Origin of the sequence: Vibrio sp. V31_P5A7T61 (genome assembly GCF_009904895.1) — a bacterium.
Taxonomy (GTDB): Bacteria; Pseudomonadota; Gammaproteobacteria; order Enterobacterales; family Vibrionaceae; genus Vibrio; species Vibrio metschnikovii.
The window spans coordinates 128,830-153,751 of sequence record NZ_WXWI01000033.1; the positions used below are offsets into that span (position 1 = coordinate 128,830).

Annotated in this window: 18 protein-coding genes and 2 tRNA genes; 13 read left to right on the forward strand and 7 right to left on the reverse strand. The window is 43.9% G+C overall.

Annotation, left to right across the window (positions count from 1 at the left end; genetic code table 11):
* The first annotated feature begins 240 nt into the window (after window positions 1-240).
* Complete coding sequence (locus CAG58_RS08165) at window positions 241-1,479, forward strand: dicarboxylate/amino acid:cation symporter (RefSeq protein WP_202598231.1); 1,239 nt, start codon at window positions 241-243, stop codon at window positions 1,477-1,479.
* A 102-nt stretch (window positions 1,480-1,581) separates the two neighbouring features.
* Here CAG58_RS08165 and CAG58_RS08170 read toward each other — a convergent pair.
* Window positions 1,582-1,657 (reverse strand) — tRNA-Asn (locus CAG58_RS08170).
* A 483-nt stretch (window positions 1,658-2,140) separates the two neighbouring features.
* On the opposite strand from CAG58_RS08170, the gene uvrB reads away from it, so the two are divergent.
* The 5 genes from uvrB to CAG58_RS08195 all read left to right on the forward strand — a co-directional run bounded on the left by uvrB (window position 2,141) and on the right by CAG58_RS08195 (window position 8,540).
* Entirely contained in the window at window positions 2,141-4,171 is a 2,031-nt protein-coding gene (gene uvrB, locus CAG58_RS08175) for an excinuclease ABC subunit UvrB (RefSeq protein ID WP_040904511.1), read from the forward strand.
* Window positions 4,172-4,314: 143 nt separating this feature from the next.
* Window positions 4,315-5,676 carry a quorum-sensing sigma-54 dependent transcriptional regulator LuxO gene (gene luxO, locus CAG58_RS08180; protein ID WP_161426340.1) on the forward strand — a complete coding sequence of 454 codons (1,362 nt, stop codon included), beginning with the start codon at window positions 4,315-4,317 and terminating at the stop codon, window positions 5,674-5,676.
* Window positions 5,677-5,683: 7 nt separating this feature from the next.
* Complete coding sequence (gene luxU, locus CAG58_RS08185; RefSeq protein WP_154168657.1) at window positions 5,684-6,031, forward strand: quorum-sensing phosphorelay protein LuxU; 348 nt, start codon at window positions 5,684-5,686, stop codon at window positions 6,029-6,031.
* A 51-nt stretch (window positions 6,032-6,082) separates the two neighbouring features.
* Window positions 6,083-7,036, forward strand: coding sequence for a LysR substrate-binding domain-containing protein (locus CAG58_RS08190; protein ID WP_161426339.1), 954 nt, complete (start codon window positions 6,083-6,085; stop codon window positions 7,034-7,036).
* A gap of 301 nt (window positions 7,037-7,337) precedes the next feature.
* Window positions 7,338-8,540, forward strand: coding sequence for a NupC/NupG family nucleoside CNT transporter (locus CAG58_RS08195; RefSeq protein ID WP_154168655.1), 1,203 nt, complete (start codon window positions 7,338-7,340; stop codon window positions 8,538-8,540).
* A 91-nt stretch (window positions 8,541-8,631) separates the two neighbouring features.
* Here the strand turns inward: CAG58_RS08195 and folD are convergent, their stop codons facing one another.
* Window positions 8,632-9,504, reverse strand: coding sequence for a bifunctional methylenetetrahydrofolate dehydrogenase/methenyltetrahydrofolate cyclohydrolase FolD (gene folD / locus CAG58_RS08200; protein WP_154168653.1), 873 nt, complete (start codon window positions 9,502-9,504; stop codon window positions 8,632-8,634).
* A gap of 333 nt (window positions 9,505-9,837) precedes the next feature.
* Between folD and CAG58_RS08205 the strand changes: the two genes are divergently transcribed.
* Window positions 9,838-9,914 (forward strand) — tRNA-Arg (locus tag CAG58_RS08205).
* Between the two features lie 44 nt (window positions 9,915-9,958).
* On the opposite strand, the gene CAG58_RS08210 is transcribed toward CAG58_RS08205, so the two are convergent.
* Window positions 9,959-11,515: a methyl-accepting chemotaxis protein gene (locus CAG58_RS08210; RefSeq protein WP_161426659.1), complete on the reverse strand. Its 1,557-nt coding sequence runs from the start codon at window positions 11,513-11,515 to the stop codon at window positions 9,959-9,961.
* A gap of 221 nt (window positions 11,516-11,736) precedes the next feature.
* Here CAG58_RS08210 and CAG58_RS08215 point away from each other — a divergent pair, with 221 nt between their 5' ends.
* Window positions 11,737-12,522, forward strand: coding sequence for an EAL domain-containing protein (locus CAG58_RS08215; protein WP_161426658.1), 786 nt, complete (start codon window positions 11,737-11,739; stop codon window positions 12,520-12,522).
* 228 nt (window positions 12,523-12,750) lie between these two features.
* On the opposite strand, the gene CAG58_RS08220 is transcribed toward CAG58_RS08215, so the two are convergent.
* The 3 genes from CAG58_RS08220 to CAG58_RS08230 form a co-directional block, all read right to left on the reverse strand.
* On the reverse strand, window positions 12,751-14,016 hold the full coding sequence (locus CAG58_RS08220; protein ID WP_161426657.1) for an SLC13 family permease: 1,266 nt from the start codon (window positions 14,014-14,016) through the stop codon (window positions 12,751-12,753).
* Window positions 14,017-14,427: 411 nt separating this feature from the next.
* Window positions 14,428-14,859 carry an acyl-CoA thioesterase gene (locus CAG58_RS08225; protein ID WP_004395652.1) on the reverse strand — a complete coding sequence of 144 codons (432 nt, stop codon included), beginning with the start codon at window positions 14,857-14,859 and terminating at the stop codon, window positions 14,428-14,430.
* A gap of 185 nt (window positions 14,860-15,044) precedes the next feature.
* Window positions 15,045-16,577: a bifunctional GNAT family N-acetyltransferase/carbon-nitrogen hydrolase family protein gene (locus CAG58_RS08230; RefSeq protein ID WP_161426656.1), complete on the reverse strand. Its 1,533-nt coding sequence runs from the start codon at window positions 16,575-16,577 to the stop codon at window positions 15,045-15,047.
* Between the two features lie 267 nt (window positions 16,578-16,844).
* Here CAG58_RS08230 and CAG58_RS08235 point away from each other — a divergent pair, with 267 nt between their 5' ends.
* A complete protein-coding gene (locus CAG58_RS08235; RefSeq protein WP_161426655.1) occupies window positions 16,845-17,618 on the forward strand; it encodes a sugar transporter in 774 nt (257 codons plus the stop codon).
* An 86-nt stretch (window positions 17,619-17,704) separates the two neighbouring features.
* On the opposite strand, the gene CAG58_RS08240 is transcribed toward CAG58_RS08235, so the two are convergent.
* Window positions 17,705-19,072, reverse strand: a complete 1,368-nt coding sequence (locus CAG58_RS08240; RefSeq protein WP_161426654.1) for an L-serine ammonia-lyase — start codon at window positions 19,070-19,072, stop codon at window positions 17,705-17,707.
* Window positions 19,073-19,410: 338 nt separating this feature from the next.
* On the opposite strand from CAG58_RS08240, the gene CAG58_RS08245 reads away from it, so the two are divergent.
* From CAG58_RS08245 to clpX, 4 genes are all read left to right on the forward strand, one after another.
* On the forward strand, window positions 19,411-20,880 hold the full coding sequence (locus CAG58_RS08245; protein ID WP_161429627.1) for a protein adenylyltransferase SelO: 1,470 nt from the start codon (window positions 19,411-19,413) through the stop codon (window positions 20,878-20,880).
* A gap of 569 nt (window positions 20,881-21,449) precedes the next feature.
* Complete coding sequence (gene tig / locus CAG58_RS08250) at window positions 21,450-22,751, forward strand: trigger factor (RefSeq protein WP_154168638.1); 1,302 nt, start codon at window positions 21,450-21,452, stop codon at window positions 22,749-22,751.
* Window positions 22,752-22,860: 109 nt separating this feature from the next.
* Entirely contained in the window at window positions 22,861-23,487 is a 627-nt protein-coding gene (gene clpP, locus CAG58_RS08255; RefSeq protein ID WP_004395646.1) for an ATP-dependent Clp endopeptidase proteolytic subunit ClpP, read from the forward strand.
* Window positions 23,488-23,570: 83 nt separating this feature from the next.
* Window positions 23,571-24,851 carry an ATP-dependent protease ATP-binding subunit ClpX gene (gene clpX / locus CAG58_RS08260; protein WP_004395645.1) on the forward strand — a complete coding sequence of 427 codons (1,281 nt, stop codon included), beginning with the start codon at window positions 23,571-23,573 and terminating at the stop codon, window positions 24,849-24,851.
* The last annotated feature ends 71 nt before the right edge of the window (window positions 24,852-24,922 follow it).

Genomic DNA, 24,922 nt, shown 5'->3' on the forward strand with positions numbered 1-24,922 from the left:
AAGTGGTTTTCTATTTGTTGAGGAAATGCAATAGGTGTCGATCTATTTTTTGTTTTTATTATGTAAGAATTTGCAAGTAGAAATGACATTTCCTTAACATTGCGCTCACGTTGACAGAACAAAAATTGACTTTAGGCCAATACCTCTCTGCTAATCTGCTGCTCACCTCGCTTTCCGCAGGAATAACATCTGCTACGACACGCAGCTAATTGAAGCTGTATACATGGAGTGATCATTGAGATGAATAGGTTAACGAGAGCTATTATTATTGCTATGTTGCTGGGGATTGCTACCGGACAAGGTATTCGTTGGTATACCCCTGTTCAGCCAGAAGAGTTTGCCAATAACATAACCCTAATCACGGATGTGTTTTTACGGCTGATCAACATGATTATTGCCCCTTTAGTGTTTACTACGTTAACGGTTGGTATTGCTAAAATGGGGGATACGACGACGGTTGGCCGTATAGGCATTAAAACTTTACTGTGGTTTATGATGGCGTCAATGATGTCATTAATTCTTGGCTTGGTGATGGTGACCATTCTATCTCCAGGTGTTGGCCTACATTTAGATATCCCTTCGAGCTCTTTGGTCAGTGGGGTTGATGCACAAGCACTGAGCTTCCGTGACTTTGTCATTCATGCCGTACCAAGAAGTGTGATTGAAGCCATGGCCAGTAATCAAATTCTGCAAATTGTGGTGTTTTCTCTATTTTTTGGTCTAGCTGCTGCCGCTATTGGTGCTCCAGCTTACCCAGTAATTGATATGCTAAAAAGTGTGTCAGAGATCATGCTGAAGGTAACCGCTTATGTGATGAACTTTGCTCCATTTGCTGTCTTTGCGGCAATCAGTGCCATGGTGGCTAAAGAGGGAATGGGGATTTTGAGTACCTATGGTACGTTCATGGGGCAATTTTATCTCTCACTCAGTATATTGTGGGGCGCATTATTGTTGATGGGAGCCTTGGTGCTTGGGCGACGCGTGTTTACTCTGTTTCGTATGATACGTGAGCCAATACTATTGGCATTTTCAACGGCAAGTTCAGAATCTGCCTATCCAAAAACGCTAGAAAGTTTAAGTGCTTTTGGTACTCCTAAGCGAATTTCTAGTTTTGTATTACCGATGGGCTACTCATTTAATCTTGATGGTTCGATGATGTACTGCACCTTTGCCGTCATGTTTATCGCCCAAGCTTATGGGATTGAGTTAACCATGGCACAACAGGTGACCATGTTACTTATTTTAATGGTCACGTCTAAAGGCATGGCAGGCGTGCCCCGCGCGTCATTGGTGGTGATTGCCGCCACGCTTCATCAATTTCACATCCCTGATGCGGGCATATTGTTACTGCTCGGCATTGATCACTTCCTAGATATGGGACGTTCAGCGACCAATGTATTGGGTAATGCGATTGCTGCTGGTGTCGTGGCGAAAAGTGAAGAGGGTAATGAAGCCCCGCTTGAAGAAAATGTGGCTTAACAGCTAGGTTAATCGAGTTATGTTGTTGCCTTCTCAGTTGTGAGAAATATAAATAGACTAAAAGCAAAAAAGACGTCCTAGGACGTCTTTTTTTCTGGAATTTGGCTCCCCCTGCGGGACTCGAACCTGCGACATACGGATTAACAGTCCGCCGTTCTACCAACTGAACTAAGGGGGAATAGTTTTGCGGCGAGAATACTACTTATCCGCTCTTTTTCTGTCAATATCTACCCCTTAAAAAATCATAGATATTTTTGATGATAGAGACTTTACTTTTCTGTACTCCTTATCAGGCATGCGTTGCATTTACTTATCCACCAATTTTGTGGATAAGTGTATAAGGGGATTTGTAAAATTAGCCTTAGTTCCAATTATTATCATACTCCCGCCAGTGTAATCGATTGCTTTTTATGGCTAGTATTTTGACTTTATAGGATTTTTTAGTTTTACCCACAGATTGTTCAGGTGTAGTTGTCAGATTCATGATTATTGCAGTGATGCGAGGTCGAGAGTCTTTTTGTGGATAAGTAATGGGATGTTTTTTGTACCAAAGGGATAATCGTTACGCGTTTTTAGTGTTAACCCCTAAACTACTTGCGAGTTTGCAGCGCTGACCGGACAATAGTCATTCAAAGCAATGAATGCAGCAGGATAATGGGTAATGAGCAAAACGTTTGAGCTGGTCTCTGAATACCAACCCTCTGGCGATCAGCCGGAGGCAATTGAACGATTATTGGCAGGCATTGATGCGGGATTGGCGCACCAAACCTTATTGGGAGTAACGGGATCGGGAAAAACCTTCACGTTAGCGAATGTGATAGCTCAAGCCCAACGCCCAACCATTTTATTAGCACCGAATAAAACATTAGCGGCCCAGCTTTATGGTGAGATGAAAAGTTTTTTTCCTCACAATGCGGTGGAGTATTTTGTCTCATACTATGATTACTATCAGCCGGAAGCGTATGTTCCAACTACCGATACCTTTATCGAAAAAGATGCCTCGGTTAACTCTCATATTGAACAGATGCGCCTATCGGCGACCAAAGCGCTTTTAGAGCGTAAAGATGCGATCATCGTCGCTTCGGTATCGGCAATTTATGGCTTGGGCGACCCCGATTCTTACCTAAAAATGATGTTGCATCTAAGACGCGGCGATGTGCTTAACCAACGTGACATGTTACGGCGCTTAGCGGAGTTGCAATACAGCCGTAATGATGTTGCTTTTGAGCGCGGTCAGTTTCGGGTTCGCGGTGAGGTGATTGATATTTTCCCAGCCGAATCGGAGCAAGAAGCGGTTCGGGTTGAAATGTTCGACGATGAAATTGAGTGCATCAGTCTGTTTGACCCATTAACGGGTGTCATTCGCCAGCGTGATTTGGCGCGTTTTACCGTTTACCCCAAAACCCACTATGTAACACCTCGCGAGCGGATTCTTGATGCGATTGAACAGATCAAACAAGAGTTACAACTTCGGCGTCAAACCCTGTTAGATAATAATAAGCTATTGGAAGAGCAGCGCATCTCACAACGGACACAATTTGATATCGAAATGATGAATGAACTGGGTTTTTGTTCAGGCATTGAAAACTATTCTCGATATTTAAGTGGTCGTAGCGCTGGTGAACCGCCACCGACCTTATTTGATTATTTGCCTCATGATGGTTTATTGGTAATTGATGAATCACACGTGACGGTGCCGCAAATTGGCGCGATGTATAAAGGTGACCGCTCACGCAAAGAAACCTTGGTTGAATTTGGCTTTCGTTTACCTTCAGCGTTGGATAACCGACCTTTAAAATTTGAAGAGTTTGAAGCCTTAGCGCCGCAAACGATTTTTGTATCTGCAACGCCGAGTGCCTATGAATTAGAGAAATCTGCAGGTGATGTGGTTGAGCAGGTCGTCCGGCCAACGGGGTTACTCGACCCTGAGATTGAAGTACGTCCCGTAGCCACTCAAGTCGATGACCTATTATCAGAAATACGCATTCGGGCCGCCAAAGAGGAACGAGTGCTCGTAACGACACTGACTAAGCGTATGGCGGAAGACTTGACCGAGTATTTACACGAGCATGGGGTAAAAGTGCGCTATTTACACTCGGATATTGATACCGTTGAACGGGTGGAGATTATTCGTGATTTACGACTAGGAGTGTTTGATGTCTTAGTTGGGATCAACTTATTACGCGAAGGTCTGGATATGCCTGAAGTATCCTTAGTCGCGATTTTAGATGCTGATAAAGAAGGTTTTTTACGTTCAGAGCGCTCATTGATCCAGACTATAGGTCGCGCTGCGCGTCATTTGCGTGGTAAGGCGATTTTGTACGGGGACAACATTACCAAGTCAATGCGTAAAGCGATTGATGAAACCGAGCGTCGCCGTGAGAAGCAGCAAGCGTATAACCAACAGCGGGGAATAGAACCTCAAGCGCTAAGACGCAGCATTAAAGATATTATGGAATTAGGCGATGCGACGAAGCCGAAACAGCAGAAAGCGAGCAAAGTTGTGCCACTTGCTAAGGTTGCCGAACCCGGTGCGAGTTATGACTTACTCACTCCCCAGCAGTTAGAAAAGCAGATCATGAAGCTCGAAGCTGAAATGTACAAACACGCACAAGATCTCGAATTTGAATTAGCGGCTCAAAAGCGCGATCAAATTACGCAATTACGTCAGCAGTTTATCGCTAATAGCTAGAGCATATAAGAGTTGCATACGAGATAATGGTAATAAGGAGTTTGCAAAATGCGACTCTTGATGCAACAATTAAGCAAAATGCAAAAATAAAATGGCTGGGTAGGCAATTGAGCGAAAATAACGTTAAAACCAAGTATCTGTTGATGGTTGAGGATACGGCTTCTGTGGCAGCATTGTACCGATCCTATCTGACTCCGCTAGAGATTGACATTAATATCGTCAGCACCGGGCGCGATGCGATAGAGAGCCTTAACCGACGAACGCCCGACTTAATCCTGTTAGACTTGCGTTTGCCTGATATGACAGGAATGGATGTGCTTGCCGCTGTAAAAAAACAATCTCCCGATGTGCCGATCATCTTTATGACCGCACATGGCTCGATCGATACAGCGGTCGAGGCGATGCGTCAAGGTGCACAAGACTTTCTGATTAAGCCGTGTGAGGCTGACCGGCTACGTGTTACCGTCAATAATGCAATGCGCAAAGCGAATAAGCTTAAAAACGAAAGTCACGATCCAAATAATCAAAACTACCAAGGTTTTATTGGCAGTAGCCAAACTATGCAGGCGGTATATCGCACGATTGATTCCGCAGCGAGCAGTAAAGCCAGCATTTTTATTACCGGTGAGAGTGGTACTGGTAAAGAAGTGTGCGCCGAAGCGATTCATGCCGCCAGTAAACGAGGCGACAAACCGTTTATCGCCATCAACTGTGCTGCGATTCCAAAAGACTTAATTGAAAGTGAACTGTTTGGTCACGTCAAAGGTGCCTTTACCGGAGCCGCCTCAGATAGACAAGGTGCTGCGGAGTTAGCTGATGGTGGAACGCTCTTTTTGGATGAGCTGTGCGAGATGGATCTTGATCTGCAAACCAAATTATTGCGTTTTATCCAGACTGGTACTTTTCAAAAAGTCGGCTCTTCTAAGCTACACAGTGTGGATGTGCGCTTTGTTTGTGCGACGAACCGTGATCCCTGGAAAGAAGTTCAACAAGGCCGTTTTCGCGAAGACTTATATTACCGTTTATACGTGATTCCATTACATTTACCGCCACTACGAGAACGGGGCGATGATGTGATTGAAATTGCTTATTCATTATTAGGTCACATGGCGAAAGAGGAAGGCAAAGGATTTGTTCGCCTCTCTTCAGAAGTGACAGAGCGTTTTAAGCATTATGAATGGCCAGGTAATGTGCGTCAGTTACAAAACGTACTGCGTAATGTCGTGGTATTGAATGATGGACAAGAAATTACCTTATCGATGCTGCCTCCGCCACTCAATGCGCCAAGAATGGCAGAGCCTACCTTTTTGTCTCAGGATGAGAAGGTGCTTTCTGTGCATGATATTTTTCCGTTATGGCTAACGGAAAAGCAAGCGATAGAAAAAGCCATTGAAGTGTGTGATGGCAATATTCCAAGAGCGGCGAGTTATTTAGATGTCAGTCCCTCAACGATTTATCGCAAACTGCAAACCTGGAATGAAAAAGAGCAGGAAAAGGAGCGTTAGAGACGTTATGCAGTGGATGAATACCGAAAAAATTGATGCATTGGCTCAAGAGATAGGCAAAGAGAATATTCCTATCTTAATGGATATTTTTTTAGGTGAACTTCGCCTTTATCATCAGCAGCTCACTCAAGGGGCTGATGGCGGCAATATGACTTACTTAATTGAAATTAGTCATGCTCTTAAAAGCAGTGCCGCCAGTTTTGGTGCCGATAAGCTGTGTGCTTTTGCGACACAAATCGATAGCAATGCTAAGCAGGGGATTGCTATGAATGAAGAAACAGAAACGGCTAAGATGCTAGAGATACTCAGCGAAACTACCCAGTGTTATGCTCAGTTACAAAGCGCGGTGCATTAACCGCTTCAAACCTGTCTTATAACAAGGCGCATTTTACTGGAAGGAAAATCAGTGTTAGCGGAACGAGCTGGGCAAATGGTGATTTTTGCTACTTTGGTGCAGCAAAAAGGCTTTACCGCTGCCGCCAAGCAATTGGGGGTATCGGTCTCTCATGTCAGTAAACAGTTGGCTTTACTTGAAGCGTCTTTGGGAATTAAGTTGGTACAACGTACAACGCGGAGTGTCACGATTACCGAAGCGGGGCAAGGTTTTTATCGGCATTGTGCCGAGTTACTTCGTTTGGTCGATGAGGCGCAAGCTGAAGTTGAAAGTCAGCGTGATGAAGTCGCTGGGCTGCTGCGTTTGGGTTTATCGCAATCTTTTGGAACTTTACATGTTTTACCTGCGCTAGAATCGTTGCGTCAACGTTATCCTGAGCTACAAGTCGAGGTCCACCTGTTTGATCATCGTGTTGACATGTTACAAGAGGGGCTCGATTTATGGATAACCAGCAATGAGCATATACCTCAGGGATACATTGCTCAGCGTCTAGCGGATAGCCGTTTTGTTGTGGTCGCCTCACCGGACTATTTACTGCACCATGGTACGCCGCATACTCCGGAAGCGTTATCAGAGCACAATTGTTTGATTTATCGAAGTTGGGATCGTGACTATACCCGTTGGTCTTTTGCAAAATTGGATCACAAGTTGACCATACAAGTTTCGGGTAACTACTCGGTTGATTTAGCGGAAGCGGTACGTGATGCTGCAGTGGCTGGATGGGGGGTAGCGTATCTAGCGACGTATCTGCTTAAAGATGAATTTCGTCACGGACAATTGATTCAATTATTGCCAGATTGGCACGCCAACCAAAATATGCCGTTTTATGCGGTTTATCCTAGCCGCCAGCATATGCCTAAGAAAACGTCGGCGGTGATCGACTTTATCAAAGACAAATTAGCGAGTCCTTGTTATTGGGACAGCCGCTTAGAGCCTTATGTGCGCTTCGCATCGACAGGATGCTAAGTCTGCCGCCTACTTAATGTTTCAATCTCCCCCTGTTTTCCTCGTCTGGCAACATTGGTCGTCTATGCATGAGTTTGTTCTTTTTTCTTAAGTGATTCTTTCCATGACTAGAAACATTATTTCCATATAGAAATAGTATCAAAAAGCAAACGTTTGTTTTGTTGAAATTCAATGGCTTAAATAGTCAGTGATCGCGTGGATTATTTTTGATCTACTCCGTTAACATTTGCTACTTGCGTATCTACTTTTGCGCTATAGAATGCCTCGCCTTGCATTATTAGTAACTTTTCGGATTGGATTTATGATCTCATTGCTTGGTGTGATAGCCATTTTAAGCGTTGCTTGGCTATTTTCTGCAGATAGAAAAAATATTCGACTTAGAACGGTCGGTTTGGCTTTTTTGTTGCAAGTAGGTTTCGCCCTGTTGGTGCTCTACGTGCCAGCAGGTAAAGATATACTCAATGGGGTGACAGGCGCCGTTGCTCATTTGATCGATTATGGCCAAGAAGGGATCAGCTTTATCTTTGGTGGGTTAGCCAGTGAGAAAGTAGGCTTTGTATTTGCCATTCATGTCCTTGGTATCATTATCTTTTTCTCTGCGTTAATTTCGGGGTTATACCATATTGGCTTGATGCCGAAAGTGATTAATTTGATTGGCGGAGCGCTACAAAAATTACTGGGTACTGGCCGAGCAGAATCGCTGTCAGCAACCGCCAATATTTTTGTGGGTATGATTGAAGCTCCCCTTGTGGTTAAGCCTTATTTAAAGCAGATGAGTGATTCACAGTTTTTTGCGGTGATGACTTGTGGTTTGGCATCGGTTGCCGGAGGCACCTTGGTCGGTTATGCGTCATTGGGCGTCAATTTGAACTATTTGATTGCCGCCGCGTTTATGTCTGCACCGGCTGGTTTACTAATGGCAAAAATGTTGTTTCCAGAAACGGAAACCTACCAACAAAAGGCCGAAATCGATATTGATATTCCAAAGGCAACCAATGTCGTCGAAGCGATGGCTGATGGGGCGATGTCTGGACTACGAATTGCGGTTGCGGTCGGCGCGACACTGCTGGCTTTTGTTAGCGTGATTGCCTTACTCAATGGTCTATTAGGCTGGGTAGGGGACGGGATCGGCATCACATTAAGTTTTGAGCTGATACTGGGGTATTTATTTGCACCAATAGCATGGTTATTGGGCATTCCATGGCATGAGGCGATTACCGCCGGATCGCTGATTGGTAATAAAATCGTCATCAATGAGTTTGTCGCTTTTATTCAATTCATCAACGTACAATCACAATTGAGTGAACATTCGCAAGCGATCATAACGTTTGCTTTATGTGGTTTTGCTAATATTTCGACGATGGCGGTCTTGATCGGTGGCTTGGGGAGTTTAGTACCAGAGCGGCGCAGTTTTATCTCTCAATATGGTTTTAGAGCGATTGGGGCTGGCGTTTTGGCTAATTTAATGAGCGCTGCATTGGCTGGTGTGATCTTATCACTATAAATATAAACGGGGCGAGAGAGATTATTACTCGCCCCGTTTTTGTCTCACATGTTACTTCTCATTGTTAATCAGAGATAATTAATGCGAGTGATTAAAGTTGCGTTTTATCTTGAGTATGGAACTGTTCGCACGCCATCATGGTGTTTTCAATTAAACTTGCTACCGTCATCGGGCCAACCCCACCAGGAACCGGAGTGATAAAACTGGCTCGTGTGCGTGCAACTTCAAAATCGATATCACCAATCAATTGTCCAGAAGCAAGACGGTTGATACCGACATCAATCACTACAGCTCCTTCTTTCACCCAAGATCCGGGAATAAAATTAGGCTTACCGACCGCGACGACTAAAATGTCTGCTTGACGAACATGGTGTTCAAGATCTTTAGTGAAACGATGGCAGGTTGTCGTTGTGCATCCCGCTAGCAGTAATTCCAGACTCATTGGACGCCCTACAATATTCGATGCACCAACGACAACGGCATGTTTACTCCGCAATTCGATATTGTAACGTTCTAATAAGGTAATGATCCCCTTAGGGGTGCAAGAGCGCAGTTTAGGGATACGCTGAGCTAAGCGACCGAGATTGTAAGGATGAAATCCATCGACATCTTTATCCGGTACAATTCGCTCTAATACTTGGGTCGTATCAATGCCAGCAGGTAGAGGAAGTTGAACAAGAATACCGTCAATAGTGTCGTCTTGATTCAACGTATCGATTAATGCTAAGAGCTCCGCTTCGCCCGTTGTTGCCGGTAGATCATAAGATTTCGAGACAAATCCGACTTCTTCACAGGCGCGGCGTTTACTGCCGACATAGACTTGCGAAGCCGGATCTTCGCCGACCAGAACAACCGCAAGTCCAGGAGCCCGTAGTCCCAAATCGGTGCGGGCTTTTACTCGTGCTGCGACTTCAGATCGCACCGTTTGCGAGATTAATTTTCCATCAATATATTGAGCCGTCATAACATTCCTTACTTACACTGCAAAGCACAAAATTTTGCGCGCATTGTGGCAGATGACAAGCAAAATATCCATAAGCAAACGTTTGCTATTTGATTTTTAATGTTTGTGCGGATTTTTCTGTTTCAAATTCGGTAAAGATGATCCGCTAAATAGTGATGAGTCATGCTATTTTAGTAAGACGTTATGTGGTTGGCTGACGACGACATCGTGAGTTATGTACTCGTTAACCCGTTTTAAAATAGTACTTTTGCTTTATATTTAGGCACTTGATAGAAAATAACGGTCAAAAGCGTTGATTTACGCGCTTGAACTCGTATAATCCTTTCCCGTAACGCGCCCTTAGCTCAGCTGGATAGAGCACCTGCCTTCTAAGCAGGTGGTCACAGGTTCGAATCCTGTAGGGCGTGCCATATTTTAAGCCCCAGTACTTGTACTGGGGCTTTTTGATCGGCGCTTATTTTTTGAAGCGCAGGACAAGTTCATGCAAATCGTCCGAGACCTTATCGACATCATTAATACAGTCATTCAACTGATTTGCACTCCGTTGGGTGGATGCCGCTAAGTTTGAAATATTGACGATTTGTTGATTAACGTCCTCTGCTACATGAGCTTGCTGCTCAACCGCAGTAGCAATTTGTGCTGACATATCAGCAATCTGTTCAACGGCCTGTGAAATACCTTCCAATACTTCACTACTTTTTAAGACGTATCCTAGTCCTTCTTCAGCATTTTGCACGCCTACTTTGGATACGTTTACTGCTTGCTGAGCTCGACCGGTCAGCTCAGAAATAATATTGTGGATATCTTGCGTTGATTGCTGAGTTCGAGTCGCTAATACGCGTACCTCATCAGCGACGACAGCAAAACCTCGTCCTTGCTCTCCAGCTCTTGCCGCTTCGATAGCCGCATTAAGTGCTAATAGATTTGTTTGTTCAGCAATATTTTCAATGATTTGGGCGACTTGAGCAATTTTTGTGGTCTGCTCAGAAACACTTTCAACAGAGTGACCAATCTGCTGCACCGTTTGTTTGAGCTTTTCAATTGAATCTCGAGTAATGTGGGCCGTTGTGACGCCGTTTTGAGTCAACGTATTGGCTGTTGATGCTTGCCCCGCCGTATTATTAACATGCTCGGAAACATCATTGATTGAAGTGCTCATTTGGTTCATCGCCGCAGCGACAGTCTCGGTTTCGGCTTGCTGGCGTATGATTTCTTTACGAGCGCTTTGAGTTAAGCTTTGCCCACGCTTCATGCCCGATGAAACGTCACTGGCCGCGTTTTCAATTCGCGCCAAAATGGTACTGAGATGAGCGGCTTGACTGTGGAGGGAGACTTTAATCGTTCCTAGATCGCCACTATCGTCTGTATAAGTGCTGACCGCTAACGGGTGACTAAATGAGTTTTTCAGTAGTGCGCTGAGTGATGCAAACATTTTCTTGCGTGAGTATGAGATCCAAGCCGAGAAGATAACAACACTCAATAGAAAAAAGCGCTCAGAGAGTTGAGAGTAACCGATATTCCATAAAACGATGGCGAACAAGAAAGCGATACTTAACAATAGATATTCAGGGTGCGCGAGCAAAGCTAGTGACTTTGTTGATTTTCCAGACTTAATTCGTTGATAAAACTTTTCTGCACGAGCAACTGCTTGTCTCTCTGGACAAGAACGGACAGACTCATAACCCACGACTTTTCCATTTTTAGTAATTGGAGTGGCATAAGCATCTACCCAATAGAAATCGCCGTTCTTACAACGGTTTTTCACCAACCCCATCCAAGGCTTTCCTGCTTTTAGATATTGCCACATTACCTCAAATGCTTCAGCGGGCATGTCGGGATGGCGTACGATATTATGCGGTTGACCAATCAGCTCGTTCTTGCTGAAACCACTGATGTCGACGAAGGCATCGTTACATTCCAAAATAATACCTTGGGTGTCGGTCACCGTAATTAATTTGGTTTTTGGGTCAAAGGTTTTTTCTTTATTGGTCGTTGGTTGGTTATTACGCATAACGATATCCTAAGCAAGGGGATGCAGTGAATCAAATCCTTTCCATTAATAAGAGTAATACAAATTTGATAATCGGCTATGGCGTAATAGGGTAAATCCACTTGCTTATTTAAAAATAGGATCAGAATCGGTTCGGTTTACTTTTAAAGAATCGCAGGTTTTGCTTGATTATTATGCTACTATTTTCTGGTGTATAAGTTTGTTTGATAAGGCTCGTAGTTATGACTTCTTGCTCTGATCCTGTTTCTCGTGTGAGTTGTGCTCACTGCCAATCTCATGATGGACTGGAATTTTCATTTACGATGGCTTTTCAGCCGATCATTGATGTTAAAAATCGGACGATTTTTGGCTATGAAGCATTAGTGAGAGGCGAGCAGGAGCAGTCTGCTTACTCAATAATTTCTCAAATTAATGAGCATAACCGTTATTTGTTTGATCAAACTTGCCGAGTAAAGGCGATTCAGCTCGCTAGCCAGTTAGGGTTAGATTCGATGTTGAGTATCAATTTTTTACCGAATGCGATTTATCAACCAGAGCGCTGTTTGCGGACAACGATAGAAGCTGCTCAACGCTATGATTTTCCTATCTCCCGGATTTTATTTGAATTTACTGAAGTTGAAAAATTTGAAGATACGACACACGTTAAACGAGTAGTGGAGTATTATAAATCGTTGGGCTTTTTAACCGCGATTGATGATTTCGGTTCTGGTTATTCTGGATTGAATCTCTTGGCTGATTTTCAAACCAATATCGTTAAATTAGACATGCAGTTAATTCGTGGTATTGATGTGGATCTGACCCGACAAAGTATAGTGCGTAATTGTTTAACGATGTTTAAAGATCTGAATATTACACCGTTGGCCGAAGGGGTTGAAACGCTAGCGGAGTTGGGCTGTTTAATCGCACTGGGCGTTCCATTAATTCAAGGTTATGTCTTTGCTAAACCTGGTTTTGAGTGTTTACCTAAACCGGATATTGACCACATATTGAATACCCTTCCTACTTGAAGCTGCAGCGATGTTGGCTACGTTCGTTCACCCCAATCACATAGTTTGCCTATGCTCATGGGGATTTACTCACTTGCCGCCTACCTGCAACTTCAACTCGTTTGGGTATAGTCTATAGCGGCGATGTATATCGAGCCTCCTCGGATAAAAACGCTAAGTAACAGGGTTACTTAGCGTTTTTTCTTATTATCTTATGCGATGTTTCAGCATGAGAGGAGTCTATTAGGTTTAGATAATGACAACAATCGCCAATAACACCAATAATCCCCCCAAAATAGAAGGGCGTTGGAAGCGGTTCGCCGCTTTTAGCTCTGAACCAGGGACAACGGGCACGGTGGTTGAAAGAGCAGCAACGGGACCCCCTGTTAAGAAGTACTGCATAACCGCACAACCACCAGCAGCAGCAGCAGCGGCGGCGAGTGGAGAAACATCGTATTTCAGAACAATGGTTAAAAATGGTAATACAATGGCCGCTGATGCTGCGTTTGATTGAGTGATCAAACCAGCAATCGCTGACACTAACAACATTACCACGATCGGTGCGTAGTTCAGCGCAGGATCAAACCAGTTGGCGACCATGTCCACAACACCAACATTACGAATGACAGTCGACATAAATAAAAAGCCGATAGTCGCAATGAGTGGGATAGCGACTCGTTGCACGCCTTCAAGCATCATTGATTCCGCTTGTCCTAGTGGTGTTTTGGCTAAAATGGCGACTAACAAAGCAGAGAACACGCCGACTAGAAACACTGGATAACCAATAGCAAAACCAATCACCAAGGCAATAAAAGGTAAAATAGCGATTAAAAAGCTTTTATCTTCATATTTATCTTTAATGTCTTGCAATATGGCATTGATTTGCTCTTGAGTATAAGTAATACCACTACGTTTTTGCTCAACGCGTAGACGCCAAAAGCTGATCGCAATAATTGATAAAGCGGTCACCGCACCAATGACGTTGATCATACCAAAGCCAATACCAGCAGTGGCGATGACAGCAAGTAGGGTTGGGTGAGTGAATCCACCAAAGTTACCTAAGTGACCGGCATGCGCTTGTAATCCTGCGACTTTATCTGGATTAACACCGAGTTCAATCGCGGCAGGACCAGTAATTACCGCCGTAATAGCGGGTTGGGTAAAGCCAGTCAGACCACCAATCACGCCAGCAGCGACGGTTCCTGCACTGGCAATGCCAGGGCCTCCTCCAAAGCGGCTACCCAACAAAATGATGCGTTGAATAATCACGTTGAGGAAGCCAGTTTTTTCCATGACACCAATAAAAAGTAATACACCCGCCATATCAGCAATCACGGGGTGTAAACTGCCGTTGACCATTTTCAAAACAGTAATATCCGCACCGCCGGTGACGGGGAAACCAGCCAGTAAAGCGGCCAATGTCGAGCCGATAATCGCGGTCATATACAGTGGCGTTCGACCACTGATCATTAATATCAGGGTAAGCCCGATAACTAATTGTGCAATAAGTAACATAGTACCTCTCTTAATTTAGTAATTGACGATCCCTTCTCACTTGCCGTTGCCGCGGTATTGAACGTATCAATGACACTTAATCATAATGTTACCAATCTTAAGGCCACGGATTCACTGACCACCGACTCGCTATCTCATGTTGTCTGGGCATCGACGATGTTGATGATGAACCATTTTGAGCAGAGAATATCACCACTTCAGAGTTAGATAATGAGTATAAAGTGTTATAAAAAGTAATTACCTAGTGTTTCAGTCTGTAAGATGAGGAAACTATACCGAATTAAAGGGGGTTAATGATGACAATGATCATGGTTGTTGCCGAAAAGAGACGGCCTTTCTCGGAGAAAGGCCGTTTTGTCTAATAGCTCTCAAAATCATCTTAAAGCGATGTCAGGGAGAAGGTGGTTGGAATCACGATGTTGCTTCAATCGTATTAATGGCGTGGATCAGTTTGTCGGATAGGTGAGCTTTTTGTCCGTTTTTGAAGTTAAACATGACTACGGTCGCCGAGCCTGTCGTGGTCACTTTGCCCATTTTTTTACTGACCGCTTGATATTCCATAGTAAAACGATCGCTTTGAATATCAACTACACGTGAACCAATCAGTAAGGTATCAGGAAAGGTGACCGGAATTTTGTAACGGCATTGGGTTTCACTTAGCACTGGGCCGATACCTGTACTTTGCGTTTCTTCCATCAGGGCAACTTGTTTGAAATAGTCGATACGCGCGGTTTCAAAATAACGAAAGTAAACCACATTGTTGACATGCTGTAGCGCATCCATTTCTCCCCAAGCCACAGGGATTTCAGTAATAACCGGAAAATCAGCGAGTAAATGTTCCATAAAAGTCAGTTCCTATGTGCGTGTGACAGGGTATTCTAACGTGAACGGAATGAATGATGGTGAGTTTGGTAACATTAATTTAACGTTTTGAGGGGTGAGTAGCAAAGTTAAAGACAACCTACGGTGAATAATTTCATTTTTAACAGTAGGTTGTCTTGAGTGCGTGTCATTTTGTTAAGAGAAGGTTAGTTTTTGGGGTGAGTAAATCCACCGTACAGATCCATACGACGGTGGCGTATATTAGTCACTGAGCCTTCAGTATTGAGCTGCTTCAGTTTATCGAGATCAACATCGGCAAAAATGATCATTTCGGTGTTAGGACTTGCTTCAGTGATCGTTGCATCGTGTGGGAAAAAAACATCGGACGGTGAAAATACAGCCGATTGCGCGTATTGAATATCGACATTATCAACCCGTGGCAGGTTACCGACGCTTCCCCCGATAGCCACATAACACTCATTTTCAATCGCTCTGGCTTGTGAGCAAAGCCGCACACGTTGATAGCCATTTTTGGTATCTGTCCAAAATGGCACAAAAATAATCTGCACATCTTGCTCTGCTAGCATCCTTCCTAGTTCTGGAAATTCACTATCATAACAAATTAAAATCCCCACTCGTCCGGCATCGGTTTCAAATACGCGGACTTGATTGCCTCCATCAATTACCCAGTCACGTTTTTCATGGGGAGTAATGTGTATTTTGTATTGTTCGTCGATAGAACCATCACGATGCAGCAAATACGCTACGTTATACAATTGACCATTTTCTAACACTGGCATGCTGCCAGCAATAATATTGATGTTGTAAGTGACGGCCAGCTTTGAGAAATGATGTTTGATTTGTTCACTAAAAGAAGCAAGAAAACGAATCGCTTCGACGCTGTTTTGTTCACGTTTTAATCCCATCAGTGGCGCATTAAAAAACTCCGGGAACAGGGCAAAGTCGGCTTGATATTTGGCTAATGAATCAATGAAAAACTCAGCTTGATCGAGCAAATCCTCTACGCCATCAACGGCGCGCATTTGCCACTGGATGATACCAATACGAACCAGCGTTTTTTCAACGTCGTGTACCGACTGAATATCTGCCTCATAGAAAAAATTATCCCATTCTAATAATGTTGCGTAGCCTTTTGAGTGGTCATCTTCTGGGAGATAATGGCGCATGATACGCTTAACATCAAAATCGTTCGCTAATTGAAAAGAGAGGATCGGGTCGTGTAACTCACGGCGTTTTACTTTTTCAATATAGTCAGCAACGGGCATTTGATCGGCGTGTTGAGCATAGCCTGGTATACGTCCACCCGCTAAAATCGCCTTAAGATTATTACTGCGGCATAACTCTTTTCTCGCCGCGTACAACCGTCGCCCTAAACGTAAACCACGATAATCAGGATGGACAAACACATCCAAGCCATAGAGAGCATCACCGCTGGTTTTATGCTGAATGACATTATGTTCACTGATAATGTCAGTGTAGACATGCGGTAGAGAGAATCGGTTGTAATCGACTTTGATGGTGAGAGCGGCACCGATGATTTTACCATCGTCTTCGATACAAATCTGACCATCGGGAAATTGATGAATGAGATCCATGATCGTCATTCGTGGCCAAGCTCCCCCAACATCGTGGAAAACGAGATCCATCAGTGCGGCTAACTCAGGATAATCGTTCTTTTCAATCACACGCAGAGTTAAGCGTGGCGCGATATTACTCATACTTTATGAACTCCTTTTTTAACCATACTGGCTAATTTATTGGCGCGATTCAAGGTTAAAGATAGTGAGCTATCTATTCGTTACCGCATTAGGTGGTGTCGATAGGGTTAATTTTATAACAGAAATGTCATTAACTTGTCGCACAACCTGGATGCTTGTCACGCGATTGCCGCTGAAAAAATAGTCACCATGGTCCATAGTACTAGCTTATTTTTCGTCAACCGATAGATGACATTTATCGGTTTACTATACATTGAGGTAACACTCATGAAGTCCTGTCCATTACCGCTTTTATATACTTTAGTCAGCGCGGCTCAGCTGATTAAACGTCAATGGCGGAAATTTTTATGGCTCTCTTGGCCACACTTAGTGATCACTCAGTTAGGGGGATGGCTTCTTTCCAATCCGTTTTTCTCTGAGCAAATGCCTTTGGTGTTCCTAACGGGAGTAGTAATGATTGGTGTGACGGCTTGGGTTACCGTCAGAATGCACAGAGCTATTTTACTCGATCATTCATTCGAGATGAAGAATCCACAACCCGTCTCTGGGCTAAGAGAATTGAGAGTCATCGGTTATTGGTTATTGCTATTTTCGGGATTATTGGTACTTATTTTTCTATTCACTTTCTCAGTCATGATTCTATTTGAACTCTCTTTCTTTGGTTTAGCGTTGCTGTTTTTGCTATTGGCTGTACCGGTTATTTGGTTATTTTCTCGCTGCCTATTAGTGATCCCTGCGGTATCGATCGACGATGAACCACGCGGGCTCATTACCGCATGGCGTTTGTCTCAGCCTTATCAGATATCGCTGTTTTTGCTCGTTGGTGTGTTACCACTAGGGGTTGGGTTCGTGGTGTATCAGTCAGCCCAATGGCATCAAAGTGTCAGTTTTTCATTGTTGGTGAATATATTGGGTTATGCATTTTGGATCTACGAGCTATGTCTATTGTCGCTCAGTTATCGATGGATTAAACAGCGTAAACAGATCGATAACATGCTTGATACCTCGTCAAATAAACCGTCTTTACTGATTAAAGAATAATGTTGGTATGGGTAGAAGCGTCATTCATATAGATAAGAGCCATCCTTGGTTCGCATCTGCATCTATCTATCGTGTCAGGGTAAGCATTATTCGCAAGGGGGGGCTAAGTGAATTAACGCTAAACCTCCCAACGCCGTTTCACGATATTTTTTATTCATGTCTTTCCCTGTTTGGAACATGGTTTCAATCACTTTATCTAAAGAGATTAAGCATTTACTTGTGCGTTTCAGTGCCATGCGAGAGGCATTAATCGCTTTAACGGCGCCCATCGCATTACGTTCAATACAAGGAACTTGCACTAAGCCACCAATTGGGTCACATGTCATTCCTAGTGAATGCTCCATAGCAATTTCTGCTGCCATACAAATTTGCTCATTACTGCCGCCACGTAATGACGTTAATCCTGCCGCCGCCATGGAAGAGGATACGCCTATTTCTCCTTGGCAACCGACTTCGGCTCCTGAAATGGAGGCATTCATTTTATATAGCATACCAATTGCCCCCGCGACGGCGAGAAAATCTTTAATTTGTTTAAGATCCAAAGGGCGAATAAAGCGATGATAGTACATCAGTACAGCGGGAATAACTCCGGCTGCGCCATTGGTTGGGGAAGTGACGACCTGACCTCCAGCCGCATTTTCTTCACTGACAGCAAAAGCAAATAAGTTAATCCAATCCATGACTTCTAATGGATCTTGTTCTGTGGACGCATTGGCTTCGAGTTTTTTCAAGAGCGCAGGTGCTCGGCGAGTCACATTAAGTCCGCCTTCTAAAATGCCTTCGGTTTCAAACCCTCGTTCCATGCAAGAGGACATCACTTGCCAAATCTGTTCTGATTTTCGATCGATCTCTTGCCCATCACGCAAAGCAAGTTCATTGCGAAGAACGAGACCGGCGAGACTAAGTCCATTACGTTGCGCTTTGTTGAGCAAGTCATCGGCACAGGTAAAAGGAAATTCAACGTTAATGGGTGAAGCGGCGTGACCGTGTTCAAGTTGCGCAGCGGTAGCAATAAATCCACCACCAATTGAGTAGTAAGTTTCAAAAGCGACAAGGCGATGTTGCTGATCAAACGCGCTAAACGTTAGGCCATTTTCATGTAAAGGTAAGCTCTGTGGATGAAAAAGGAGATCATCTTGATGAGAAAAAGGGATGCTTTTTTTACCTGCTAAATTTAACGTAGCGGTTTGTTGAATGGTGTGTAAATCTATCTTCGCTTGTGTGATATTAATAGTATCTGGCTGATTACCGAGTAGTCCGAGCAATACCGCGCGATCGGTATGGTGACCTTTTCCGGTCAATGCTAATGAGCCATACAAATCAATCTGGATTCTGGTCACCAGCGATATATCCTCAATCAAGGATAAAAATTGAAAGCCAGCGATCATCGGTCCGTTGGTATGAGAGCTGGATGGCCCAACACCAACTTTAAAAATATCAAATATCGACAACATAATGTTTCCCTTATTGGTGTAATGCACTCGGCTACGTTTAGTGAGTATATACCCTTCCAACTTGAAGCTGCAGCGGTGTGAGCGGCGTTTGTTTATCTCTATCACATCGTGTCTATGTTCATCGGGCTTCACTCACTTGCCACCTCGCTGCGACTCCTCGTTATTCGGGGATAGCGCTCTTTTTCTTGTCATACTGAAAGCGACGCTGCGTTCAGCGCAAGGTTGTTTTGATGAGTGTTATTCATCGAAAACCGAGTGTGCAGAGGATAATATAAAACCTAGTATTTTACTCAAGTATTTGCTATTTTTCGCAAAATACCACCAAAAGAGCAGCATTGATGTCTATCTGGCAAACCACGACACTGACCAATCGTTACCATGCGTTACCCAAGGTTTTTTATCGAGAAGTAATGCCTCAACCGCTCGATAATCCAAAATGGATAGCATGGAATGCGGAATTCGCTACTCAGTTCGGTTTACCCGATCAACCCGATCAAGAACTGCTTGTTTGTTTCTCTGGACTACAGATGCCGGAGAGTTTTAAACCATTGGCAATGAAATACGCGGGTCATCAATTCGGGGTTTATAATCCAGATTTAGGCGATGGGCGAGGTGTGCTATTAGCCGAAATAACCAGTCTCTCAGGGGAAGTCTTTGATCTGCATTTAAAAGGTGCTGGACTTACCCCTTATTCACGGATGGGGGATGGGCGTGCGGTCTTACGTTCGACAATCCGTGAGTATTTATGTAGCGAGGCGATGGCGGGATTAGGCATTGCCACCACTCGAGCGCTGGGGATGATGGTTAGTGATACGCTAGTCTATCGTGAGCAAGCAGAAAAAGGCGCTTTATTAGTCAGAATGAGCCAAAGCCACGTGCGTTTTGGTCACTTTGAGCATTTTTTTTATACTAATCAAATCAATGAGCTACGTTTATTGGCCGATAAGGTTATCGAGTGGCATTATCCGCAATGTCTGCAAGCGGGTAACCCTTATGCTGATTGGTTTGCACAGGTTGTTGAGCGAACCGCAAACATGATTGCTCAATGGCAAGCGGTCGGTTTCGCTCATGGGGTGATGAATACAGATAATATGTCTATTCTTGGACAAACGTTTGATTATGGTCCTTTTGGGTTTTTAGATGATTATGACCCAAGTTTTATTTGTAACCACTCGGATTATCAAGGCCGTTATGCGTTTAATCAGCAACCAAGAATAGGTTTATGGAATCTGTCTGCTTTAGCACACGCTTTATCACCACTTATTGACCGCGGAGATTTAGAACAAGCCTTGAGCCGTTATGAACCGCTACTTAATCAATATTTTAGCGAGCTAATGCGTCAGAAACTAGGCTTATTGACCCAGCAGCCTGGGGACAGTGAGTTATTCGACCAGCTATTTACGTTACTCGCGAAACATCGAGTCGACTACACGCGTTTTATGCGTCAGTTATCGTGTTTAGATCATGCTGATGAACAAAGCGTTATCGATCTCGTTGCTGATAGAGACGCTGGTCAGCGGTGGCTAGAGCATTATCTGCAGCGTTGTCAGCAAGAGAAAGACGCTCAAGGCCATTTAGTCTCGGTCTCTCAACGTTGTGCCACGATGCGTAAGCATAATCCGAAATACATTTTACGAAATTACTTGGCACAGATCGCAATTGAACGCGCTGAGCAGGGGGACTATCGTGAACTGGAGCGGTTAACCAACGTATTAGGTGACCCTTTTTCTGAACAAGTCGAGAACGAGCATTATGCTCAATTGCCGCCAGATTGGGGAAAGACGCTGTCGATAAGCTGCTCTTCTTAGCTTATGTTCTCTTGCGCCTCGAGGTTACTATCGGTCTTTTTTAAGTAGGACCTTCATCCTATTCTCATCTCGACGATGTCTTGGTGACTATAGACTCGTCATTACGGTGGGACCGTCGAGTGTCGAATTTTTTAAAGTATAAAAGTAAGAGCAAGATCTCTTTTTATCGATTTGGATAAAAAAAGACCTCGATTCTCTTGAAAAAGCCTTTATTGTCCCCATTTCGATTACAGCGTGTTGAAACGAGGTGATGGATTTTTTAGCACTTAGGCGAGTTTTTATCAGATTGACGGGTTCCGGCTTGGGGTTTAACTCGACAGCAAAAGCTTGGGTCGGTAGAATGTCGCGTCTAAATTTTTGTCCTGAGACTAATCAGAGATACCTTTATTCGGCGCAAATCGGCAAAGATATCACTCATTAGTCCGGCGTGAAGGTGAGTTAACTGGATACGCCGATGCTCAATGTTTTATCGCTAAGTGTTCAATCGAGCACCACACAAGGATGCAGCCAGTCAACGTATTGGCTCATGATGCTCAGTAATACTGAGCCAGTTTTGAGGTTTATAAATAATGCAAGTTACTGTTGAAACGCTAGAAGGCCTAGAGCGCCGTCTCAATATTACTGTTCCAGCTGCAAACATCGAAGATGCGGTGACAGCGGAACTACGCAACATCGCGAAAAACCGTCGTTTTGATGGTTTCCGTAAAGGCAAAGTGCCAATGAAGATGGTTGCTAAGATGTACGGCAAAGCAGTACGTCAAGATATGCTTGGTGAAGTGATGCAGCGTCACTTTATCGAAGCTATCGTAAAAGAAAAAATCAACCCAGCGGGCGCACCAACGTTTGCTCCTGTTTCAATGGAAGAAGGCCAAGATTTGGTATTCACCGCTACTTTTGAAGTTTATCCAGAAGTTGAGTTGAAAGGTTTAGAAAACATTACGGTAGAAAAACCAGCAGCAGAAGTGACCGACGCCGACGTCGCTGAAATGCTAGAAACGCTTCGTAAGCAGCAAGCGACTTGGGTAGAAGTGGATGAAGCGGCTGAAGAAGGTAAGCGTGTTTCTATCGACTTCATCGGTTCGATTGACGGTGAAGAGTTTGAAGGCGGCAAAGCGGAAAACTTCCCACTAGAAATGGGCGCAGGTCGTATGATCCCTGGTTTTGAAGACGGTATTGCTGGAAAAACCAAAGGCATGGAATTTGAAATCGACGTGACTTTCCCAGAAGATTACCATGCGGAAAATCTAAAAGGTAAAGCGGCTAAGTTTGCTATCAAAGTAAACAAAGTTGAAGCTCGTGAGCTCCCAGAATTGAACGATGAATTTGTTGCTAAATTTGGCGTTGCAGACGGTGGTCTTGAAGGTCTTAAAGCTGAAGTTCGCAAAAACATGGAACGTGAGCTAAAGCAAGCGATCAAAACACGCGTTAAAGAGCAAGCGATTGAAGGCTTAGTAAAAGAGAACGAACTACTGGTTCCTTCTGCTTTGGTTGACCAAGAAATCAACGTACTACGTCAGCAAGCAGCCCAACGTTTTGGTGGTAACACTGAAGCGGCTAACCAACTTCCACGTGAGTTATTTGAAGAACAAGCGAAACGCCGTGTTGTTGTTGGCCTACTACTTGGTGAAGTGATCCGTACTCAAGAGCTGAAAGCGGATGAAGAGAAAGTAAAAGCGATCATCGAAGAGATGGCCACCGCTTATGAAGATCCAAGTGAAGTGATTGCTTACTACCAGCAAAATGAGCAAATGATGAACAACATGCGCAATGTAGCTCTAGAAGAGCAAGCGATTGATGCCATCATTGCCAAAGCACAAGTAACGGAAAAAACCGTTAGCTTTAATGAGCTAATGAACCCAGAAGCGGCTTAATTTTAGTCGGTGATCAGCAAGAAGGGTTGACGAAACCTCGACTCTTCTGCTAACAATGGTCCGTGTGATGCCCATCATTCGGGCCATTTATTTTAGGGATATTAAGACTATGAGCTACCAAGAAAAAAATGCAATGTCGCCAATTATTGACGCGCTAGTACCCATGGTGGTGGAACAAACTTCTCGTGGTGAGCGCTCATACGACATCTATTCTCGCTTATTGAAAGACCGTGTTATTTTCCTAACGGGTCAAGTAGAAGATCACATGGCAAATCTTGTCGTGGCTCAACTGCTTTTCTTAGAATCTGAAAATCCAGATAAAGATATTTTTCTATACATCAACTCACCCGGTGGCAGCGTAACCGCAGGTATGTCGATTTATGACACGATGCAGTTTATTAAACCGAATGTAAGTACCCTGTGTGTTGGACAAGCTTGCTCTATGGGCGCTTTTTTATTGGCAGGTGGTGCTCCTGGCAAACGTTACGTTCTGCCTAACTCACGTGTCATGATTCACCAACCACTCGGTGGATTCCAAGGGCAGGCATCGGATATTCAGATCCATGCACAAGAAATTTTGAGCATCAAGAATAAATTAAATACGCTACTTGCAGAGCATACCGGACAGCCACTAGATGTCATTGAACGTGATACTGACCGAGATAACTTTATGTCAGCGCAGCAAGCAGTCGATTACGGTATTGTTGATGCGATACTTACCCATCGCGGTGAATAACAATCGTAATAATTGATTAACGCAATTTGGGGTAAATTGTTATACACTCAAATTATCAAGAGTAAAGGCTAAGAGGTTAGCGAATGACAGATAAAAGCAAAGAGGGTAGTAGCAGTAAGCTACTGTACTGCTCTTTCTGTGGCAAAAGCCAGCACGAAGTTCGCAAGCTAATCGCAGGTCCTTCAGTCTACATTTGTGATGAATGTGTCGATCTTTGTAACGATATTATTCGTGAAGAGATCAAAGATGTTTTACCGAAGAAAGAGTCGTCGGCGTTACCAACACCGCGTGAAATTCGTGAACATCTTGATGACTATGTGATTGGCCAAGAACACGCGAAAAAAGTGCTCGCTGTTGCGGTATATAACCACTATAAGCGTTTACGTAACGGTGATACGACCAGTGATGGTGTGGAACTCGGTAAAAGTAATATTTTGCTGATCGGTCCAACCGGTAGCGGTAAAACACTGTTGGCAGAAACGTTAGCTCGCTTTTTGGATGTGCCATTTACTATGGCCGATGCTACGACCCTGACGGAAGCGGGTTATGTGGGCGAAGATGTTGAAAACATCATCCAAAAATTGCTACAGAAATGCGATTACGACGTTGCAAAAGCGGAGCGCGGAATCGTGTATATTGATGAAATCGATAAGATTTCACGCAAAGCAGAAAATCCGTCGATCACTCGAGATGTCTCTGGTGAAGGTGTTCAACAAGCACTGCTTAAATTGGTTGAAGGTACCGTTGCTTCTGTTCCGCCACAAGGTGGACGTAAGCATCCTCAGCAAGAGTTTTTGCAGGTTGATACCTCCAAAATCCTCTTCATTTGTGGTGGTGCTTTCTCTGGTTTGGATAAGGTGATTGAGCAACGCGTTGCTAAAGGCACTGGGATTGGTTTTGGTGCTGAAGTTCGTTCAAAAGACAACAGTAAGTCATTGAGTGAATTATTCACCCAAGTTGAGCCAGAAGATTTGGTTAAATACGGTCTGATTCCTGAGTTTATTGGTCGTTTACCAGTGACCGCAACGTTGACGGAGTTGGATGAAAAAGCGTTAATTCAAATCTTGTGTGAGCCTAAAAACGCGCTGACTAAACAGTACGCTGCTCTTTTCGAGTTAGAGAAAGCAGAACTTGAATTTCGTGAAGATGCCTTGCGTGCTATCGCTGCTAAAGCGATGAAACGCAAAACAGGAGCACGTGGTTTACGTTCAATTCTCGAAAATGTCCTGTTAGAAACCATGTACGAGCTCCCTTCAATGGCAGACGTTGAAAAAGTCGTGATTGACGAATCCGTCATTAATGGTGAGTCAGAGCCGCTACTTATTTATTCTGGAAATGAGAGTCAGGCAGCAGGCGCTGAGTAAAAAGTGTTCAACCATTTTTAAAAGGAGGTAGTGATACCTCCTTTTTTTAATTCCGTCATTGAATCCAGTCA

Bases quoted from the DNA above. Each gene is read 5' to 3' on its own strand.
- CAG58_RS08165 (WP_202598231.1), top strand. From the start codon at position 241: ATGAATAGGTTAACGAGAGCTATTATTATTGCTATGTTGCTGGGGATT.
- uvrB (WP_040904511.1), top strand. From the start codon at position 2,141: ATGAGCAAAACGTTTGAGCTGGTCTCTGAATACCAACCCTCTGGCGAT.
- luxO (WP_161426340.1), top strand. From the start codon at position 4,315: ATGGTTGAGGATACGGCTTCTGTGGCAGCATTGTACCGATCCTATCTG.
- luxU (WP_154168657.1), top strand. From the start codon at position 5,684: ATGCAGTGGATGAATACCGAAAAAATTGATGCATTGGCTCAAGAGATA.
- CAG58_RS08195 (WP_154168655.1), top strand. From the start codon at position 7,338: ATGATCTCATTGCTTGGTGTGATAGCCATTTTAAGCGTTGCTTGGCTA.
- folD (WP_154168653.1), bottom strand. From the start codon at position 9,504: ATGACGGCTCAATATATTGATGGAAAATTAATCTCGCAAACGGTGCGA.
- CAG58_RS08210 (WP_161426659.1), bottom strand. From the start codon at position 11,515: ATGCGTAATAACCAACCAACGACCAATAAAGAAAAAACCTTTGACCCA.
- CAG58_RS08215 (WP_161426658.1), top strand. From the start codon at position 11,737: ATGACTTCTTGCTCTGATCCTGTTTCTCGTGTGAGTTGTGCTCACTGC.
- CAG58_RS08220 (WP_161426657.1), bottom strand. From the start codon at position 14,016: ATGTTACTTATTGCACAATTAGTTATCGGGCTTACCCTGATATTAATG.
- CAG58_RS08225 (WP_004395652.1), bottom strand. From the start codon at position 14,859: ATGGAACATTTACTCGCTGATTTTCCGGTTATTACTGAAATCCCTGTG.
- CAG58_RS08230 (WP_161426656.1), bottom strand. From the start codon at position 16,577: ATGAGTAATATCGCGCCACGCTTAACTCTGCGTGTGATTGAAAAGAAC.
- CAG58_RS08235 (WP_161426655.1), top strand. From the start codon at position 16,845: ATGAAGTCCTGTCCATTACCGCTTTTATATACTTTAGTCAGCGCGGCT.
- CAG58_RS08240 (WP_161426654.1), bottom strand. From the start codon at position 19,072: ATGTTGTCGATATTTGATATTTTTAAAGTTGGTGTTGGGCCATCCAGC.
- CAG58_RS08245 (WP_161429627.1), top strand. From the start codon at position 19,411: ATGTCTATCTGGCAAACCACGACACTGACCAATCGTTACCATGCGTTA.
- tig (WP_154168638.1), top strand. From the start codon at position 21,450: ATGCAAGTTACTGTTGAAACGCTAGAAGGCCTAGAGCGCCGTCTCAAT.
- clpP (WP_004395646.1), top strand. From the start codon at position 22,861: ATGAGCTACCAAGAAAAAAATGCAATGTCGCCAATTATTGACGCGCTA.
- clpX (WP_004395645.1), top strand. From the start codon at position 23,571: ATGACAGATAAAAGCAAAGAGGGTAGTAGCAGTAAGCTACTGTACTGC.